This window comes from Cupriavidus sp. BIS7, assembly GCF_000292345.1.
In the GTDB taxonomy this organism is placed as follows: Bacteria; Pseudomonadota; Gammaproteobacteria; order Burkholderiales; family Burkholderiaceae; genus Cupriavidus.
On the sequence record NZ_ALOU01000050.1, the window covers coordinates 1 to 18,908 of the forward strand.

General features: G+C 64.9%; 18 protein-coding genes. 7 read left to right on the forward strand and 11 right to left on the reverse strand.

The window, feature by feature from the left end:
* Positions 1–118 precede the first annotated feature (118 nt).
* Entirely contained in the window at positions 119–838 is a 720-nt protein-coding gene (locus B552_RS0118295; protein ID WP_019450501.1) for a ribonuclease activity regulator RraA, read from the reverse strand.
* Positions 839–845: 7 nt separating this feature from the next.
* Entirely contained in the window at positions 846–2,585 is a 1,740-nt protein-coding gene (gene araD, locus B552_RS0118300) for an L-arabinonate dehydratase (protein WP_019450502.1), read from the reverse strand.
* 247 nt (positions 2,586–2,832) lie between these two features.
* Here araD and B552_RS0118305 point away from each other — a divergent pair, with 247 nt between their 5' ends.
* Positions 2,833–3,075 (forward strand): helix-turn-helix transcriptional regulator, encoded by a 243-nt coding sequence (locus B552_RS0118305; RefSeq protein ID WP_237718272.1) that lies wholly within the window; start codon positions 2,833–2,835, stop codon positions 3,073–3,075.
* A 4-nt stretch (positions 3,076–3,079) separates the two neighbouring features.
* Here B552_RS0118305 and B552_RS0118310 read toward each other — a convergent pair whose 3' ends face one another.
* Both B552_RS0118310 and alkB read right to left on the reverse strand, forming a co-directional pair.
* Entirely contained in the window at positions 3,080–4,564 is a 1,485-nt protein-coding gene (locus tag B552_RS0118310; RefSeq protein ID WP_019450504.1) for an SLC13 family permease, read from the reverse strand.
* 115 nt (positions 4,565–4,679) lie between these two features.
* Positions 4,680–5,342: a DNA oxidative demethylase AlkB gene (gene alkB, locus B552_RS0118315; protein ID WP_019450505.1), complete on the reverse strand. Its 663-nt coding sequence runs from the start codon at positions 5,340–5,342 to the stop codon at positions 4,680–4,682.
* A 141-nt stretch (positions 5,343–5,483) separates the two neighbouring features.
* Here alkB and B552_RS0118320 point away from each other — a divergent pair, with 141 nt between their 5' ends.
* Together B552_RS0118320 and B552_RS0118325 are read left to right on the forward strand one after the other, a co-directional pair.
* Positions 5,484–5,951 carry a helix-turn-helix domain-containing protein gene (locus B552_RS0118320; RefSeq protein ID WP_019450506.1) on the forward strand — a complete coding sequence of 156 codons (468 nt, stop codon included), beginning with the start codon at positions 5,484–5,486 and terminating at the stop codon, positions 5,949–5,951.
* Positions 5,948–6,523, forward strand: coding sequence for a PIN domain-containing protein (locus B552_RS0118325; protein WP_019450507.1), 576 nt, complete (start codon positions 5,948–5,950; stop codon positions 6,521–6,523). Before B552_RS0118320 ends, B552_RS0118325 begins: the two co-directional genes overlap by 4 nt.
* Before the next feature lie 237 nt (positions 6,524–6,760).
* On the opposite strand, the gene B552_RS0118330 is transcribed toward B552_RS0118325, so the two are convergent.
* Genes B552_RS0118330 through fliF form a run of 6 tightly spaced genes read right to left on the reverse strand, consistent with a single transcriptional unit; the run spans position 6,761 to position 13,613 of the window.
* Positions 6,761–8,209: a flagellar hook-length control protein FliK gene (locus B552_RS0118330; RefSeq protein ID WP_019450508.1), complete on the reverse strand. Its 1,449-nt coding sequence runs from the start codon at positions 8,207–8,209 to the stop codon at positions 6,761–6,763.
* 15 nt (positions 8,210–8,224) lie between these two features.
* A complete protein-coding gene (gene fliJ, locus B552_RS0118335) occupies positions 8,225–8,677 on the reverse strand; it encodes a flagellar export protein FliJ (protein ID WP_019450509.1) in 453 nt (150 codons plus the stop codon).
* Positions 8,670–10,118, reverse strand: a complete 1,449-nt coding sequence (fliI, locus tag B552_RS0118340; RefSeq protein ID WP_019450510.1) for a flagellar protein export ATPase FliI — start codon at positions 10,116–10,118, stop codon at positions 8,670–8,672. The genes fliJ and fliI overlap by 8 nt, the downstream gene beginning before the upstream one ends.
* The gene (fliH, locus tag B552_RS0118345; RefSeq protein ID WP_019450511.1) at positions 10,111–10,947 is read right to left on the reverse strand and encodes a flagellar assembly protein FliH; all 837 of its coding nucleotides are present in this window, start codon (positions 10,945–10,947) and stop codon (positions 10,111–10,113) included. Before fliH ends, fliI begins: the two co-directional genes overlap by 8 nt.
* The gene (fliG, locus tag B552_RS0118350) at positions 10,934–11,944 is read right to left on the reverse strand and encodes a flagellar motor switch protein FliG (RefSeq protein ID WP_026035792.1); all 1,011 of its coding nucleotides are present in this window, start codon (positions 11,942–11,944) and stop codon (positions 10,934–10,936) included. Before fliG ends, fliH begins: the two co-directional genes overlap by 14 nt.
* Positions 11,931–13,613: a flagellar basal-body MS-ring/collar protein FliF gene (fliF, locus tag B552_RS0118355; protein ID WP_019450513.1), complete on the reverse strand. Its 1,683-nt coding sequence runs from the start codon at positions 13,611–13,613 to the stop codon at positions 11,931–11,933. The genes fliG and fliF overlap by 14 nt, the downstream gene beginning before the upstream one ends.
* A 361-nt stretch (positions 13,614–13,974) precedes the next feature.
* On the opposite strand from fliF, the gene fliE reads away from it, so the two are divergent.
* Positions 13,975–14,295, forward strand: a complete 321-nt coding sequence (gene fliE, locus B552_RS0118360) for a flagellar hook-basal body complex protein FliE (RefSeq protein WP_019450514.1) — start codon at positions 13,975–13,977, stop codon at positions 14,293–14,295.
* 61 nt (positions 14,296–14,356) lie between these two features.
* Here the strand turns inward: fliE and B552_RS0118365 are convergent, their stop codons facing one another.
* A complete protein-coding gene (locus B552_RS0118365) occupies positions 14,357–14,695 on the reverse strand; it encodes a hypothetical protein (RefSeq protein ID WP_019450515.1) in 339 nt (112 codons plus the stop codon).
* On the opposite strand from B552_RS0118365, the gene B552_RS0118370 reads away from it, so the two are divergent.
* Genes B552_RS0118370 through rfbG form a run of 3 tightly spaced genes read left to right on the forward strand, consistent with a single transcriptional unit; the run spans position 14,690 to position 18,779 of the window.
* The gene (locus tag B552_RS0118370) at positions 14,690–16,924 is read left to right on the forward strand and encodes a tetratricopeptide repeat protein (protein ID WP_019450516.1); all 2,235 of its coding nucleotides are present in this window, start codon (positions 14,690–14,692) and stop codon (positions 16,922–16,924) included. The two genes, B552_RS0118365 and B552_RS0118370, sit on opposite strands and share 6 nt — an antisense overlap.
* Positions 16,921–17,691, forward strand: a complete 771-nt coding sequence (rfbF, locus tag B552_RS0118375; protein ID WP_019450517.1) for a glucose-1-phosphate cytidylyltransferase — start codon at positions 16,921–16,923, stop codon at positions 17,689–17,691. The genes B552_RS0118370 and rfbF overlap by 4 nt, the downstream gene beginning before the upstream one ends.
* Complete coding sequence (gene rfbG / locus B552_RS0118380) at positions 17,673–18,779, forward strand: CDP-glucose 4,6-dehydratase (RefSeq protein WP_026035793.1); 1,107 nt, start codon at positions 17,673–17,675, stop codon at positions 18,777–18,779. The genes rfbF and rfbG overlap by 19 nt, the downstream gene beginning before the upstream one ends.
* Positions 18,780–18,908 lie beyond the last annotated feature (129 nt).

Consider the following 18,908-nt stretch of genomic DNA (forward strand, 5'->3'; position numbering starts at 1 on the left):
AAGTGGGAGAGGGGTGGGGGAGAGGGCAATGAGGTTCCATTTGCGACCTCGCATCTTGAGCCGCTGAGCCCTCTCCCCCGGCCCCTCTCCCGCAAACGGTAGAGGGGAGAAAAACTGGTCACCGTCCCTGTGCCTTGCGCCAGATCGCAAAGTCTTCGCGCGCTTTTTCGGTGGTTGGCGGGTAGAGCCCGATGATCGAGCGGCCGTTGCGCACTTCTTCGGTCACGAAGTCCTCGAACGCCGTCATCTCGACCGCTTCGGCGGCAATGTCCTCGACCATTTCCCGAGGGATCACGACCACGCCTTCGGCATCGCCGACGATGACGTCGCCGGGAAACACCGCCACATCGCCGCAACCGATCGGCACGTTGAATTCCAGTGCCTGATGCAGCGTGAGGTTGGTCGGTGCCGAGGGGCGATGGTGATAGGCGGGCATCGCCATCTGGGCGATCTCGGGCGAGTCCCGGAAGCCGCCATCGGTCACGATGCCCGCGCCGCCGCGTTGCATGAGGCGCGTGACGAGGATCGATCCCGCGGATGCGGCACGGGCATCCTTGCGGCTGTCGATCACCAGCACCGCGCCTGGCGGGCATTGTTCGATGGCCTGGCGTTGCGGATGATTCGGGTCCTGGAACACGGTGATCGGGTTCAGGTCCTCGCGTGCGGGGATGTAGCGCAGCGTGAAGGCCTGGCCGACCATCGTGCCGGGGTTGGACTGAAGCGGTCGCACGTCCTGGATGAACTGGTTGCGCAGGCCGCGCTTGAACAGCGCGGTGCACAGCGTGGCCGTGCTGACGGTCTTCAGCGCGGCGCGCAGGGCAGGGGTTAGCTCGGACATGGCGGGTTCAGTAGATGCTCGGCTCGCCGACGGGGTCGCCAAAGTCGGTTTGCAGGAAATCGAAATCACAGCCGTCATTGGCCTGGCGGATATGGCGCGAGAACATCCAGCCGTAGCCGCGGGCAAAGCGCGGTGGTGGCGGCGTCCATTCCGCGCGGCGGCGTGCCAGTTCGTCGTCGGAAACTTCCAGATGAATGCTGCGCTGGTCGATGTCCACCGTAATCAGGTCGCCGTTGCGCACCAGTGCGAACGGCCCGCCGATATACGCTTCGGGCGCCACATGCAGGATGCATGCGCCATAGCTGGTGCCGCTCATGCGCGCGTCGGACATGCGCAGCATGTCGCGCACGCCCTGTTTCAGGAGCTTCTTCGGAATCGGCAACATGCCCCACTCGGGCATGCCAGGCCCGCCTTGCGGCCCCGCGTTGCGCAGGATCAGCACGTGGTCGGCGGTTACGTCGAGGTCTTCGTTGTCGACGGCGGCCTTCATCGACGGATAGTCGTCGAACACGAGCGCCGGGCCCGTATGTTTGAAGAAGCGCTTCTCGCACGCGCTCGGCTTGATCACGCAGCCATCGGGTGCGATATTGCCGCGCAGCACGGCCAGTGCGCCTTCCTGGTAGAGCGCGTTGTCACGCGTGCGGATCACGTCGTCGTTGTAGACCTCGGCCCCCGCGATGTTCTCGCCGAGCGTGCGGCCCGTGACGGTCAGCGTATCGAGATGCAGCTTGTCGCGGATGCGGCTCATCAGCGCCCGGAGCCCGCCTGCATAGAAGAAATCCTCCATCAGGTACTTGTCGCCGCTGGGCCGGATATTGGCGATCACGGGCACATGGCGGCTCATGCGATCGAAATCGTCGAGGCCAATGTCGTGGCCCGCGCGGCGCGCCATGGCGATGACGTGAATGATCGCGTTGGTCGAACAGCCCATGGCCATGGCCACGGCGATCGCATTCTCGAAAGACCTGTGCGTCTGGATGCGTGCTGGCGTCAGGTCTTCCCAGACCATGTCGACGATGCGGCGGCCGGATTCGGAACACATGCGGATGTGGTTGGCGTCCGCAGCGGGAATCGACGAGGCACCAGGCAGCGTCATGCCGATGGTCTCGGCGATAGCCGTCATCGTGCTGGCCGTGCCCATCGTCATGCAGGTGCCATGGCTGCGCGCAATGCCACCTTCGATGCCGATCCACTCGGCCTTGCTGATATTGCCCGCGCGGCGCTCGTCCCAGTACTTCCACCCGTCCGAGCCGGAGCCAAGCACCGTGCCCTTGTAGTTGCCGCGCAGCATCGGTCCGGCAGGCACGTAGATGGCCGGTACGCCTGCGCTGGTCGCGCCCATCAGCAGGCCCGGCGTGGTCTTGTCGCAGCCACCCATCAGCACTGCGCCGTCGATCGGATGCGAACGGATCAACTCCTCGGCTTCGATGGCCAGCAGGTTGCGGTAGAGCATTGTGGTCGGCTTGACCGAGCTTTCGGACAAAGAAATGGCCGGTAGTTCCACTGGGAAACCACCGGCCTGCAGGATGCCGCGCTTGACGTCGTCCACGCGCTGCTTGAAGTGCGCGTGGCACGGGTTGATGTCGGACCATGTGTTGATGATCGCAATGAGCGGCTTGCCCATCCATTCATCGGGCGAGTAGCCCATCTGCATGATCCGCGAGCGATGCCCGGACGATCGCAGGTCGTCAGGCGCAAACCAGCGCGCGCTGCGGAGCGTGTCCGGCGTCTTTCTGTGAGCCGTCATCTTGTCTCTTCCACCGTTGCTGTCATCGCAGTCATCAGTTGTCGTATGACTGTTGTTCGGCTGATTTAATCACCGATGCAATGGGGCGTCAATGCAAGGCAGATATGCGCAGGTTGGGATTGCGCGACAGAAAAATCACGTTATACATCACAAATTTCACGGGAATTGGCGTGGAATTTGTCATCAATGTTCGTGGGCTGATAGCTTTCGGATACTTCCTAACCGGTAGCCGGCCATGTCGAGAGTCATGATTACTAGCAGCGAGCAACTCGGCCAGGTGCTTCAGGGTGCTCGAAAGGTAGCGGGACTGACCCAGGCCGACGCCGCCGCCAGGCTGGCCATGAGCCAGAGCCGCATGTCACACCTGGAACTGAACCCGGAGATGATCAGCGTGGCGCAGTTGCTGGCGCTGCTGGCGGCCTATGAACTGGACCTGTTGGTGGAGCCGCGCGCGATGGACGACACGGAGATAGACCGCTTCGAATGGTGAGCTTTCACGGCAGGTAACCAAGCAGACGCCACCAGAAATAATCCAGCGGCAGCAGCACCACAAGCGTGATCGCCGTCATTGCCAGGCACAGCCGCGTGCCGTGCCGCAGGCCCACGCCGCCAAGTTGCATCGCGATCATGATCGGCGGTGACTGGTACGGGAAGAGCACGGTGGAAAACACCGGCACCTGCAGCATCAGTACCGATTCAAGTGGCAGGCCGGTGGCGCGGGCGAGATCCCCCGCAAGCGGCGTCAGCACGGCCGGTAGTGCCGGCAGTGTGGACATCATGCCGATGATGGAACCCATTGCGCCGATCGTCGCGACGTTTGCGGCAGTATGTCCCGGTGTTAGCGGCAGCCAGTGCAGCATGCCGGCGCTGATCGCGCTGCCCAGTCCCGTCGATTCCACCACCGCGCCAAGCCCCAGGAACCCCGCCACATAGATCAGCGGCACCAGATGCACCTGCTCGGCCATGGCTTTCGGGGATACCAGCCCGATACCCGGCAGCAGGCACACGATACATGCGGCCAGCGAGATCCACGCGGGCGAGATGCCGTGCCAGGCATCCGTGGCAAAACCCGCCACGGCCAGCGCCAGGATGATCGCCAGCACGCGCTCCTGCACACCCAGCGCCGAGCGCGCACTGGCGGGCTGCGGTGCCATCGGCCCGTTTTCGGGAAACATCCGGCACACCACCCAGATCAGCACCGCCGTCTTCAGCACGCCGAGTACGGGGAAATGCAGCAACAGGTAACTGCCGTAGCTCAGGTTGATGTTGTAGAGCGAACTGGCGGCGCCCAGCAGTACGCTGTTAGGAATGTTGGCGGGCAGGATTGCCGTGGGCGGCATGTAGCTGGCGGCCGCAGTGGTCAACACCATGCCGATGCGGCCATTGGAGCCCGGCGCAAAACCCAGGCGGTCCGATAGCGCCAGTACGATCGGCATCAGCAGCAGCACCCGGCCCGTGGTGGACGGCATCAGGAAGGCCAGGCCGACGGCACTGAGCGCCACGGTGGTGATCACCTGCGGGTAGGTGCCTACGCGCTTGTGGAAGATGATGTCGGCCAGCCGCAGCGCCAGCCCGGTATTGCGCAACGCCACGCCGGTGACGGCGCCGCCGAACATCAGCCACCACGCGGTGGACGTGAACCCCGAGAACACAACCTTCGGCGGCGCGATATGGAATATCACGGCGCTCAGGAAGAACAGCAGCGTCGCGGTGGGCTCCGGCAGCACGCCCACCGCCCAGCAGCAGACCGTCGACAGCACAAGCGCCCCGGCCCAGATCAGCGCGGGCGGCACATGCAGCGAGTGTCCGGCAATCCAGACCGCGCTGGTGCAGGCGGCGATCAGCAGTGCGGCACGGATCGAATCGGCAGGGCGGCCGCCAAGCGGCGCGGGTTTGGGGGCCGCGGTTTCCTGCTGCTTGTCTTGCTGCTTCTCTTGCTGTGGCTCGGCGTGGCCTGACTGGCCGGAAGAGGCTGACATCGGGGTTTGTCTCGCAGACGGCCGGGCTTATCGTGGCGCCGGCGTTGTTTTCGTGATGGTGCAGTGCCGCTATCGTAGTGGTTGTATCGTTGTGCAGGCAACTGCTCCTGGCGTTCTACCGGGTCTTGCGAAACGTCAGGTTGATGCGTTCGTTGCCGGTCAGCGCGTGATCGCCGTCGGCCAGTGGCGCAATGCCGTGAAAGACCAGCCGTGACGGCCCGCCCCAGACCACTACATCGCCATGCGCCAGCCGCAACCGGCTCGGCCGGTCGGCGCGGCGCAGGCCGCCCCACAGAAAGATGGCAGGCAGGCCCAGCGACACCGAGACGATCGGCGCGCGCAGATCCAGTTCGTCGCGATCCTGATGGAGCGATAGCCGTGTACCGGGCAGGTAACGGTTGATCAGGCAGGCGTCGGGTGCAAAGCCTGTATAGCCTGCTGCCTCGGCCGCGCGTTCGGCCAGTGACCGCAACACGGGCGGCATGGGCGGCCACGTACACCCCGATTCCGGATCGACGGGATCGTAGCGATAACCAGTGCGATCCGACACCCAGCCACGCTCGCCGCAGTTGGTCATGGCCACCGACATGCGCAGCCCACCCGGCGTGATCAGATGCCGGAACGGCGCTTCGGCGCTGACGGCTTGCACCGCAGCCAGCAAATCCGGCCCGGTATCCCGCGCGAATCCACGCAATACCACCGCGCCAGGCGCCAGCGGTTCAACGGCTGGCGTGGCATCAGGGTCGGCGGGAAGGGCGTCGAAGAGATCGAAGGTCATGGTGGGGGCGGGGCTGCGCCTCGATGATACCGGCGGGCAGACTCCGACGGCGAAATCCGCCGTTTCGTTTATTGCGAATTTCGTTTATTTCGATTACGCTGCGAACATCCAAAAATTGCTGCGGCCAGTTGGAGCCATGCCATGACCACCAAAGTTGACACGCGCGTGACATTACCCGTCGAACACGAAGTGCAGGCCGCGATGCGGGGCCGGCGCGATCTGGCCGCCTACCTCTCGACACACATTGACACACAGCGCATCCAGATTCTCGATGAGAAGAATGAGGCGCATCAAATCGAACTGCCTACCTCGGCACTACGCTTGCTGCTCGATATCCTGGCGGAACTGGCGGCCGGCAATGCCGTGCAGGTCGTACCCGTTCATGCCGAACTGACGACCCAGGAAGCTGCGGACCTGCTCGGCGTGTCCAGACCGTTTCTCGTCAAGCTGCTCGAAGATGGCGAGCTGCCGTTTCATCGAACCGGCAAGCACAGGCGCGTACGCTTTGCAGATGTGATGGCGTATAAATCGGCGCGTGACGAAGCCAGCGAGGCTGCGATGACGGAACTGGCCCGAGAAGCCCAGGCCCTGGGCATGGGCTACGAATGAGATGCTCAACTTTTACTGCAATCTACGATGCCTGCGTGCTCTATCCCGCGCCACTGCGGGACTTCCTGATGCGCCTTGGGCTATCCGGGCGCTTTCGCGCGCGATGGAGCAGGCAAATCCATGACGAATGGAAGCGCAACCTTCTGCTTAACCGGCCGCATTTGACGCGCGCGCAGCTCGACAGAACCTCGGACCTGATGGACCGCGCAATCGCGGACAGCGTGGTGACCGGTCACGAAGGTCTGATCTCTGGTCTCGATCTTCCGGATCCCGATGATTGTCACGTCCTCGCTGCAGCCATTCGCTGCGGTGCGAGCGTCATTGTGACGTTCAATCTCAAGGATTTTCCTGCCGAAGCGCTCGGTCGCTTCGGCATCGAGGCCCAGCATCCTGATGAGTTCGTCGATAACCTGATCGATCTCGACATGGGCGTGGTGCTCGCAGCGGCGCAGCGCCAACGTGCAGTCCTGAAGAGTCCGCCGCTGAGTGCCGACCAATTCCTGGAGACCCTCCTGAAACAGGGCCTTGTACAGACAACAAAGGCCCTCTCGGCTTTTCGGACAGTGCTCTAGCCCGCAGCTTTTCTCCCCTCCAGCAGCGCATTGTGGAAGAGGGGGAGAACCGAACAGCCTTCGATATGCCCGCGGCGTTCTCCCCTCTCCCATGCAATGGGAGAGGGGGCGGGGGAGAGGGCAATGCGGTTCTGCTTGCCGTTGGTGCCAACTTGAACCGCTGCACCCTCTCCCCCGCCCCCTCTCCCGCGCTGCGGGAGAGGGGAGCAAACCGACGCAAACCGATGAACCGCTCGATCAGGCGAACGTATCCACTTCGCCGCGCGCCAGCGTACGTGGCACGCGCGGTGCCGGGGCCGTGTCGGCCACCGATGTGTCCTGCGTCAGGCCAGCGGCCTGGGCGAAGGCGCTGCCATTGGTCTGGCGTTGCTGCTGTTGCTGACCGCCGTTGCCGGCCTGTGCAAAACCATCCGAGCCGACCGACGTATTGCCAAGCTGGATGCCTGCTTCGGCCATCGACGTGCGCAGATGCGGCAGCGCGGCTTCCACCGCGGCGCGCACGGCCTGGTGGGGCGAGACGAATTGCGCCTGGGCCTGGTCGTTGACCATGTTGAGCACGACCTTGAGCGGGCCCAGGTTGGGCGGGTTCAGGTCGAGTTCGGCGGTCTGGCTGCCTTGCGTGGACAGGCGAACCATCTGCTGGCCCAGTGCCTGCGCCCACTGGTTGTCGCCGACATTGGGGGCGATGGCCGGGCGCGCGGCAGCGGCGGCGGCCGTGGCCTGTGCGGCATTCGATTGCGTTTGCGCGGCCAGTGCCGACGCCATCATCGCCGCGCTGCCCGGGTTGGTGGCGCCGGTATCGGCGGCCTCGCCGGTACGTGCGCTGGCCTGCGCCGCCGCATACGGAGTTGCGGCCGGCTGTGCATTGCCTTGCGTGGTGTCCGCCTGCAGTTGCGGCTGGGCACCATGGCCGAGTCCTGCCTGCTGTTGGCCGGCACCCTGACCACGCGCATCCTGCGCTGCGGTCTGGGCCGGTGCGGTCAACGTGGCGGCGATCTTGTCAGCGGCGGTCGGCGTGTTGTTCTGCAGCGCGGCGCGTTGCTGGGCGATGGTGGCCAGCGTGTCCGCCGGGCTCGGCGTGGCGGCCTTCGCGGCGGAATCCGTGGTGGCTGCCTGCGCGAGCAGTGCGGCGGCATCGGCGGCAGGATTCGCCGGGGCGTTAGTGGTGGTTGCCGCGTTTGCTGCCGTGGCAGCCTGTGCTGCTGTCGGCAGGCCGCCGGTTGCGGCCAGGCTTGCTGCATCGGCCGCAGCTGCACCAGCGGGCGTCGGCGTGGCCGGTGCCGTGTGCTGGGCCAGCATTGCAGCGGCCAGTGCCGCAGCGGCGGCTTGCGCATCGCTCGACACGGTGGAGCCATCGTCGCTGCCTTGCTCGCTGTCGTCCTTCGCGTTGCCCTGTGCGGTCTTGCCCGAATCCTTCTGCTGCGGCGCGCTGGCCTGCGCGCTCTGCTGCGCCTGCTGTCCGCTGCCTTGTGCCGAGTTGTCCTTGGGCGTGCTGTTCTGGCTGGAGTCCTTGGCCGGTGCCTTGCTGGCCGACGAGGATGCCTGCGCATTCTGCTGGCTGCTGTCGCGCGCGCGAGAGAGGGCGTCCTGGAACGCGTTGGCGTCCGTCCCGGTGGAATTGGCCGTGCTGGACGGGGTCAGGTTCTTGAGCGCGGCATTGCCGAGAATCTGGCTGATATCGATCATGTTCTCTTCGTCGGATCAGTTGTGGCCGCTCGCCGGCTGGCGGGCGATGCGGGCCGCATATTCGTCATTGGCGCGCTGCTCGCGCCGGGCGGAGATCTGCTGCTCGCGTGTTTCCGCGCGCGTGATCAGCGTATCGAACGAGTTCTGGCGACGCTTCTGCTGCTGCCAGTTGGCGCGGCCGGCCAGCAGGTCGGCCTCGGCCCTGTCCAGCGCGGTGGTCTGCTGGCGGATGGCATGGTCGAGCGAGTCAAGGAAGCGCGAGAAATCGTGCCAGCGGCTCGACGTCATGCCCTCCGCCGCAATCGCCTGCATGCGCGTGCGGTACTCGTGACGGTACTGCGTCAACGCGTTCAGCTGCTGCTCGGCCTGCGTGCGCAGCCCCTGCAGCCGGCCAAGTTCGCGCGCGGCTTTGTCCGTGTTGTCCTGGGCAAGATCGGCCAATGTGTTCAGCGGATTGTGCTTAACCATGGTGCATCCTCTCGAAGAGATCGTGCAGCTGGGCGATCGAGCTGCCGTAATCGGCGCGCTCGTGGATGTCCTGCTGCAGGAAGGCCTCCATGCGCGAGTGCATGCGAATCGCGAGATCAAGTTCCGGATCGCTGCCCGGCACATAGGCGCCGACGCTGATCAGGTCGCGGTTGCGCTGGTAGCGCGACATCAACTGCTTGAAGCGCCGCACTGAGGCAAACTGCGGCGCGTCGATCAGGGCCGTCATGGCGCGGCTGATCGATGCTTCAACGTCGATGGCCGGATAGTGGCCGGCCTCGGCAAGACTGCGGGACAGCACGATGTGGCCGTCCAGAATGGCGCGCGCTGAGTCGGCGATCGGGTCCTGCTGGTCGTCACCCTCGGTCAGCACCGTATAGAACGCGGTAATCGAACCGCCGCCCTCGGGGCCGTTGCCGGTGCGCTCCACCAGCGTCGGCAGCTTGGCGAATACCGACGGCGGATAGCCCTTGGTAGCGGGCGGCTCGCCGATGGCCAACGCGATCTCGCGCTGGGCCATCGCGTAACGCGTAAGCGAATCCATGATCAGCAGCACGTGCTGCCCCTTGTCGCGGAAGTACTCGGCCAGCCGCGTGGCATAGGCGGCGCCCTGCATGCGCAGTAGTGGCGAGCAGTCTGCCGGCGCGGCAACCACCACCGAACGCTTGCGGCCTTCCTCGCCAAGGATGTTCTCGATGAATTCCTTCACTTCGCGGCCGCGCTCGCCAATCAGGCCCACCACGATGACGTCAGCGTTCGTATAGCGCGCCATCATGCCCAGCAGCACGCTCTTGCCGACGCCAGAGCCCGCGAACAGGCCCATGCGCTGGCCGCGCCCAACCGTGAGCATGCCGTTGATTGCACGCACGCCCGTGTCAAGCACGGTTTCGATCGGCGCGCGTGTCAGCGGGTTGATCTGCATACCGGCCAGCGGCACTTCGCTGGCGGCGGTGATCGGGCCCAGACCGTCCAGCGGACGGCCGGCGGCATCGAGCACGCGGCCCAGCAGGCCATCGCCAACGGGCAGGCGCTTCGAGCCCGGTTCACGCGGCGCGGCCACGCCACTGGGCAGCGGCGAAGGTTCCAGCGGGTAGACGCGGGCACCCGGCACCAGGCCGGCCACGTCCGATTGCGGCATCAGGTACAGGCGGTCGGCGCCAAAGCCGACGACTTCGGCTTCGGCCGTGCGCGGGCCGCCGTGCGAATGCTGGCCGGACGGCAGTTCGATCAGGCAGTCGCTGCCCACCGGCATGCGCAGGCCCACGGCTTCCAGCACCAGTCCGGCGGCACGCGTCAGGCGGCCGCAGGTGCGCTTGCTGTCGATCTCGGCGACGCTTGCCGACGCGGCCGTCAGCGCATCGCGCCAGCGTCCGGCATGGCCTGCAGCGGGGGGCGCAGTGACCTGAGCCTGCTCGTCATGCATGCGGCGGCTCCCACGGGTCGTTACGGCCGAGTGCCTTGACTACGCGCTCCCAGCGCGTGGATAGGCTGGCGTCCATTTCACCGCTGGCCGCGCTGGCGATGCAGCCGCCGCGCGCGATCGTGGGGTCGGCACGCAGCGTCCAGCCAGCGGCTTCCAGTTCGCCGCGCAGGTGCGTTTCCACCAGTGTCACGTCGTCCGGGTTCAGCAGCAGGCACGGCGCGCCGGACAGCGGCGGCTCGGCGGCCAGCAGCTCGCGGGCGGCCGGCAGCAATGCGGCCGGGTCCAGTTCCATGGTCTTGCGCACAAGCTGGCGGGCCACGTCGAGGGCCAGCCCGATCAGCGCGTTGGAGATGTCGTTGTCGACACGGCCGAGCGCATCGCGGAAGTTGGCGGCAAGCTGCTGGAGACGCGCTGCTTCATTGCGCGCCGATTCCAGTCCACGTGCGTAGCCTTCGCGGTGGCCATCGCCATAGCCCTGGGTCTGGCCCTGGTTGTAGCCTTGCGCGTAGCCTTCCTTGCGCGCGCCGTCGCGCATCGCATCGAGCGCTTCGAAGTCGATTGCGGGCGGGGGAGGCGGCTCCACGGGCAACTGGGCCTCGAGTGCCTTCTTCAGTGCGTCGCGCGGATCGAGCGAATCCATCTGCCAGCGCTGCCAGCTTTCGCCACGCGTGCGTGCGCGGGCAGGGGTGGCAAAGCCCTGGAACCCTTCGTCCTTGCCGTTCCCGTTTCCGCTTCCATTGCCGCCGCCGCTGGACGGCGCGCCGAAGAAGCCGGGGTCGCCGTGGCCCGGGCCACGGCCGGCGGCAAAGCCGCGGTCAAACGTAGGCATCTTCGCCTCCGCCAATCTGGATTTCGCCGGCTTCGGAAAGGCGTCTCACAACCTGCAGGATTGCCTTCTGTTCGGCCTCGACCTGCGACACGCGCACCGGCCCCAGCGCATCGAGATCCTCGCGAAGCATTTCGCCGGCACGGGTCGACATGTTGCGGATGAACTTGTCGCGCAGTTCCTGCGGCGCGCCCTTGAGCGCGACGATAAGCGACTCGGTGGCGATTTCCTTGAGCACGCGCTGGATGCCGCGGTCTTCCACTTCCAGCAGGTTCTCGAACAGGAACATCTCGTCGATGATCTTCTGCGCCAGATCGGCGTCGTGCGTGCGCACGCCGTCGATGACCGCTTCCTCGTGGGCCGTGCTCATCAGGTTGATGATCTCGGCAGCCGTGCGGACGCCGCCCATGCGGCTGCGCTTCAGGCTCTGGCCTGCCAGCAGCTTGGTCAGCACGTCGGTCAGTTCCTGCAGCGCGCCCGGCTGTACGCCGCCGAACGTGGCGATACGCAGGATCACATCGTTGCGCAGGCGGTCCGTGAACAGCGACAGCACTTCGGAGGACTTCTGGCGGTCGAGGTGGATCAGGATCGTGGCGATGATCTGCGGGTGTTCGTCCTTGATCAGTTCGGCCACGGACGTTGCATCCATCCAGTTCAGCGAATCGATGCCGCCGCCCGGATCGCGCGATTCGAGGATGTCCTCGATCACCGACAGCGCGCGTTCTTCGCCCAGCGCCTTGTTCAGCACGCTCTTGATGAACGAACTGGAGTCGACGTTCAGCGCCAGGTACTGTTCGGTCTCGTTGCGGAACTCGGTCAGCACCTCGGCCATTTCCTCGCGGGTCACCGCCGACAGGCTGGCCATGGCCGAACCAAGCTGCTGCACTTCGCGTGGCGACAGGTGCTTGAAGACTTCGGCGGCCGAATCCTCACCCACAGCCATCATCAGGATGGCGCTCCTCTGCAGGCCCTTCTCGGTCATTCCCTTAGCCCTCGTCATTTGCCATCCAGGTCTTGATTACGCTGGCGACCAGGCGCGGGTCGCGTTGCGCGGCGTCGCGCACCAGGGCGAGATCGCTTTCGTATTTCGCGGCAAGGCGCAGCACTTCCGGATTGGTTTCCACTTCCGGCGGCAGCAGAACGGCTTCGGTTGCGGCGGAAGTCTCGGTGGGCGCGGGCAGCGGCGGCGCGGTGTACTTGCGCAGCACCGGACGCGCCACCTTGAACCACAGGAACACGGCCAGCAGTGCCAGCAGCAGATAGCCCACGCCAGTCTTGGCCAGGTCGATCATCTGCGGCTGCTTCCACACCGGCACTTCCGGTTCCTTCTCGACGTCGTTCGTGAACGGGCTGTTGACCACGTTCAGCGAATCGCCGCGATCGGCGGAGAAGCCCATCGCTTCCTTGGTCAGGCTTTCGACCTGCGCCAGTTCCTTGGCCGACAGCGCTTCCGTCACCGGCTTGCCCTTGGCATCGACCTTGGTGCGGTAGTTCACCACCACGGCCACCGACAGGCGCTTCACGCCGCCCGGGGCCTGCTGCACGTGGCGAACCGTGCGGTCGAGTTCATAGTTGGTGGTGGCGTCGCGGCGGCTGCTGCTCGGGCCGGTCTTCTCGGCGGTCTGGGTTGCCTGGGTGGCCTGATTGGCCTGTGCTGGCGGATTCGGCTGGCCGGGCTGGCGCGGCGGCTGTGGCGTGGTCACCGGCGCCACGGCAGCAGCCGGCGGCTGGTTCGACAGCGCGCCGGGCACGCCGCCCACTGGGGCCGAGTTCTGCGTATTCGATTCGCTGACCTGCTGGCTGCGGATCGCGGCGTTGGTCGGGTCCTGGTTCGGCTTGAAGCTCTCGTCGGTGTGCTCCACGGACGAGAAGTCGACGTCGGCCGTGACCTGGGCGTGGACGTTGTCCTTGCCGAGGATCGGCACGAGGATCGACTCCACGCGCTTCACGTAGTTCTGCTCCACCTGCTGCACGAACTTGAGCTGGGTGGCATCGAGCGACCGGTCGCTGTTGCCCGACAGCAGGTTGCCATGCTGGTCGACGATGGAAATGGACTTGGGCGTCAGTTCCGGCACGCTGGACGACACCAGGTGCGTGATGGCGGCCACCTGGCCTTCATCAATCGCACGGCCCGGATACAGCTGAAGGACGACCGATGCGGTCGGCTTCTGGCGCTCGCGCACGAAAAGCGTGGGCTTGGGGATGGCCAGGTGCACGCGTGCCGCCTGGACGGCACCGATCGATTCGATAGAGCGGGCCAGCTCGCCTTCCAGGCCGCGCTGGTAGTTGACCTGTTCGGCGAACTGGCTGATGCCGAACTTCTGGTTGTCCATCAGTTCCATGCCCGTGGTGCCGCTCTTGGGCAGGCCCTGACCGGCCAGGCGCAGGCGCGTCTCATGCACCTTCTCGGCGGGCACCATGACCGCGCCACCGCCCTCGGCGAACTTGTACGGCACGTTCATCTGCTGGAGCGACTGGATCACGGCACCGCCGTCGCGCTCCGACAGATTGGAATAGAGAACCTTGTAATCGGGCGCGCGGGACCACATCACGCCCACGGCGATGGCCGCCACCAGCGCGGCGCCGCCCAGCATCATGGGCAGGCGCGGATTGGCCTTGACCTTTTCCAGCAGGGCCGCGCTGTTAGGCAGGGTTGCGGTCGCGTTCATGCGAGCGTCTCCGGCTCGACAGGGCTAACCCTGCCCTTGCCACTCTGGCCTTTGCTGCCGTTATTCATTCCGGCACGGCTCAAATCACGCTGCTGAAAAAACACGCGCACTCCCGCGATAGTTGATATTCATTGGCCGGGGGCGGGCTGCAAGGGACGCGGCTGTTCCGCCAGATCCGGCACGGTAGCGATGATCGGCCACAAGCGCCCATGACAATCGGCTGAATAGGGGAGGTTTTCCCGCCGATTTCGTCCTTTGGTCAGTGCGGGCGGATCAGTACAGTGCGAGGGCTGAAACTGGATGATGTGTGATTTATCGTGCACGTCGTCCGTCAACCCTGACTTATGGACCCGGACGCGTCATGACGATTTCTTCCATCGAGGGCATGCTCCAGCAACTGCGCGGCCTGGCGCAGGTGGCTGGCGGCGGCACCACTACGCAGGCGGCCACGGCTGCCACGGAAAGCTTTTCCGGCGAACTGCAGCGCTCGCTGCAACGCCTGAACGCCACGCAGGACCGTGCCTACGGCAAGGCGGAGGCATTTGAACTGGGCAAGCCCGGTGTGTCGCTCAACGACGTGATGATCGACATGCAGAAGGCCAACATCTCGTTCCAGACCGCCGTGCAGGTGCGCAACCGCCTGACGACGGCCTATCAGGAAATGATGAACATGACCGTCTGAGCGTCACTCAGGACGGCAAAACCCGCGGCGCGCGCGTGCCGCGGGCGTCCCCTCCGGGACATCACAGACAGAAGATCTCTTCCGCGTAGCGATGGCTGCGCGGCTTGAACGCCAGATCCCCGCCTTCGGCGCCAAACACCGTGCAATCTCCCGGCGTATCGCGGTTCACTACCTGCGTGCCGATGGACAGCGCAGAGAAGTTGCCAATGTGGCTGCGTCCGATGATCGAGGTGCCGGAGACCCATTCCCGCCGGTGGTTTTCATGATTGGTTGAATTGCCGAGGTTTTCGGCGCGAGTTCGCCAAATGGGCGTAGCAGCGGCAGCAGTAATCTGCGCGGACTCAAACTGGAAAGGCGTTTTGCGTGGGAGGCCGCGCGGCGCCGGGCTCCCATCATGCATGACAGCTACTACGCCGAGAAGGCGTCCAAATATCTCGCCAAGGCCGAGTCGCGCTTCAAGGCAGAACAGTACAAGGACTGCATTCGCCTGGCAGCACGCGCCGAGGAACACGGCTTTGACTCGCCTCGCACCCACTTCCTACGTGGGGTCAGCTGGTTGCGGCTTGGTGACAAGAACCTGGCATTGCGCGCTGCCGAGCAGGGGATCGACCGGTTTGCGGACGATGATGAGCTGCGCTCGCTGGCTGGCGAGGTCCTGATGGCGCTAGGCCGATATGCCGAGGGAAAGGCAGTGCTTGAACCGGCTATCGCGAAGAACACGCCAATGTGGCAAGCGTGGGTCGCCTACTCGGCTCTCCACCTCGGCTTGCAGGACTACCCGGGTGCGACCGAGGCAGCGCTGCGCGCCCGAGCGTTAGCCCCGGGGAAGACGGCCGCGCTGACGGCGTATGCCAATGCCATGAAGGAAACGGGCCACGTGACGGAAGCCGTTAGTGCGCTGCAAGAGGCGATCCGGATTTCGCCGAACGAGCCGTTGATACGCCTGATACTGCTGTTCGTGATGCTGTTCGACGAGAACACAACAGGGCTGGACCTGCGTCGCGAGGCCGAGTCCTGCGCGGCCCTGCTGATGCCGCGCAACGCCACGGAGGTGATCAAGCCCTCTGATAGCGGCCGGATACGGCTGGGCCTGATCTCCAACGACCTCGTCAATCACGCGTGTGCGTACTTCATCATTCCGTTCCTGGCGAATATCGATCACACCCGCGTGCAGGTCTTCGCCTATTCGCTGAACGGACATATGGACAACATCACGCAGAAGATCCGCTATCACGTGGAGAGCTTCGTCGAGCTTGCCGGCAAGTCCGGCACCGAGATCGTGGATAGGGTGCGCGCGGACCGGCTCGATGTGCTGATCGATCTCGGTGGCTATACGCGGAACACGCCGCTGGGCTACATGGCCCACCGTCTGGCCGTGACCCAGGTCACGTGGCTCGGTTATCCGGCCTCCACCGGATTGCCCACCATGGACTATCGGCTCACGGATGCCGTGACAGATCCTGTCGGCAATGAGGCGTTTCACACCGAGAAGTTGCTACGAGCACCGGTCTCGATGATGGCGTATTCCCCGCTAGTGGCGCGTCCGCTTATCGCCTATGCCGCTAACTACCGGACGCGGCCGACGCCGGCGCTGGAGAATGGCTATGTTACGTTCGGCTGCTGCGTCAACCTTGCGAAGATCAGCCAGCGGACGCTCCGGCTCTGGGCAGGTGTGCTGGCCCGCTGCCCCGAGGCCAGGTTCCTGGTCGAGTGCGCCGGGCTCCAGAACGATACCGTCCGGTTGCCGTTGCTGGAGCGCATGGCAGCCGCAGGCATCGATACGGATCGCGTGATCTGTGTGCCGCGCGAAGGCCCCAACCAGTATTTGCTCTACCACCGCATCGATATCGTGCTGGACACCGTACCGCTGACCGGTGGGACCAACGCCTGTGACGCACTGTGGATGGGCGTGCCGATCGTCAGCATCGCCGGAAGCGCCTGCCACGAGAGAATTTCTGCGTCATACCTCAAGGCCGTGGGGCTATCTGACCTGGCTTGCGAGACCAACGAACAGTACATCGAGACCGCTGTGTCGCTGGCTTCGGACGTGGCGCAACTGAACGCACTGCGCATGTCGATCCGGCCAATGTTCGAGAACAGCGCGCTCTTCGATGCCGCGGGTCTGTGCCGCTGGCTGGAGGGCGAAATGGAGGGCTGGGTATCCGCATACCGGACGCCGGGCCGGCTGGACCGTCCTGCGGGCGACGGCTTTTTCTTCAGCGGGCAATGGATTCCGATGGAGCAGATCTTGACTTCGGCCGTTGAAGCCATGGTGAACCACGACGCTGAAGGGCTGACCAATGTTCTCGAGAACATCTCCGCCAAGTGGAACAAGCACTGGCTGGTGGCCTACGCGCTATCCGAACTGCTGTACCAGGAGGGCGACAAGCCCGGCGCGCTGGAGCTGCTGATCGACAGCGCTGTGCTGCGCAAGTACTCGCTACCGCTGTACCGATTGCTGCTTGCCCGGTTGGACGAACTCGATCGGGACAAGTCGGTGCTGGCTGGCTTCCTGCAGGAGTCGTTTGGCCTCGACCTCGCTTTTGTCGAGGCAATGCCGGTGCCGTCTATCCACGAGATTACCGGCGTGCCCGCGCGCACGCAGCAAGCCGAAGAGGTGGCAGCATGAAGGCAGTGATCCTGGCCGGCGGACTCGGCACGCGTATCTCGGAAGAGTCGCACCTGCGGCCGAAGCCGATGATCGAGATCGGCGGCAAGCCGATCCTCTGGCACATCATGAAGACGTACTCGCACTACGGCATCAACGACTTCGTGATCTGCCTCGGCTACAAGGGCTACATCATCAAGGAGTATTTCGCCAACTACTTCCTGCACATGTCGGACGTTCGCTTCGACATGAAGCACAACCAGATGGAAGTGCTGCAGCGGCACGTGGAGCCGTGGCGCGTTACGCTGGTGGATACCGGCGAGCACACGATCACCGGCGGCCGCCTCAAGCGCGTGCGCGAGTATCTCGACAACGAGCCGTTCTGCTTCACGTATGGCGATGGTGTTTCGGACGTCAATATCCGCGCGCTGCTCGACTTCCACCTGAGCCATGGCAAGCCCGCCACCGTGACGGCGATCCAGCCGCCGGGCCGCTACGGTGCGCTCGACATGCACGGGTCGGAAGTGCGCAAGTTCCAGGAGAAGCCGGCCGGTGACGGAGCGTGGATCAATGGTGGCTATTTCGTGCTGGAGCCGTCGGTGATCGACCTGATCGACGGCGACAGCACTGCCTGGGAGGCTGAACCGATGATCCGGCTTGCGCAGCAGGGCGATCTGCACGCGTTTTCGCATCGCGGCTTCTGGCAGCCCATGGATACGCTGCGCGACAAGAATCTGCTGGAGCAGCTCTGGACTTCCGGCAATCCGCCTTGGAAGGTTTGGACGTGAAGTGCTTTGGCGATATCTACCGTGGATGCCGCGTCCTGGTGACCGGTCACACGGGCTTCAAGGGGAGCTGGCTGGCGCAATGGCTGCATATGCTTGGCGCTCAGGTCACGGGGCTGGCGCTGCCGCCAGCTACGGCGCCGAATCACTGGGGCTTGCTCGGCCTTGACCGCTCGGCGGCCTGCAATGACTTGCGCGGCGACGTAAGCGATATCGCCGCCGTCGATGCCGCATTCGTGCAAGGCCAACCCGAGATCGTGTTCCATCTGGCTGCGCAACCGCTGGTGCGCGCATCCTATCGTGATCCGCTCGAAAGCTGGTCGACCAACGTCATGGGCACCGCCAACGTGCTGGACGCCTGCCGCCGGCATCCCGGCGTGCGGGCCGTGGTCGCAGTTACCACCGACAAGGTCTACGCGAACCAGGAGTGGTCCTGGGGCTATCGCGAAGCGGACCGGCTAGGCGGCCATGATCCCTACAGCGCCTCGAAGGCGGGGGCCGAGCTTGTAGCGGCCAGCTACCGTCAGAGCTTCTTCGCGCAGACGGGTGCGCCGCTTCTGGCAACCGCGCGTGCAGGCAATGTGATCGGGGGTGGGGACTGGTCCGAGGACCGGCTCATCCCCGATCTTGTCCGCGCCGTGTCGCGTGGCGAATTGCTCGAAATCCGGTCGCCGGGTGCTACACGCCCGTGGCAGCATGTGCTCGATTGCCTGTCCGGCTATCTGCTGCTTGGGCAGCGGCTGCTGCAGGGTGATGCCGATTGCGCCGACGCCTGGAATTTCGGGCCCTCCGAGGCGGACAACCGCACGGTTGAAAGCGTGCTGGGCGCAATGCAGAGCCATTGGCCCGCGCTCGACTGGCATGTCAGTGCAGCGCCACGTCCGCACGAGGCGAACCTGTTGTACCTCGACAGCGCGCGGGCACGCGGAAAACTCGGCTGGCGGCCTGTCTGGCAACTCGAACAGGCGCTAGCCGCCACGGCAAGCTGGTATCAGGCGCCGCAGGGTGACATGGCGAACATGACCTGGCGGCAGATCGACGCGTACATGACCGCCGCCGCCGTCGCGGGTGTCCGTTGGATGACCTCATGAACATCACACCGCTACCGATAGCCGGTGCGCGCTGATCGATACTCGGCGCATGACGGCCTATCTGGATGCGTTTGCCGAATCTGCCCAGATTGCCGAGCTTCTGGTTGGACAGAGTTCGCGCGTGATGCG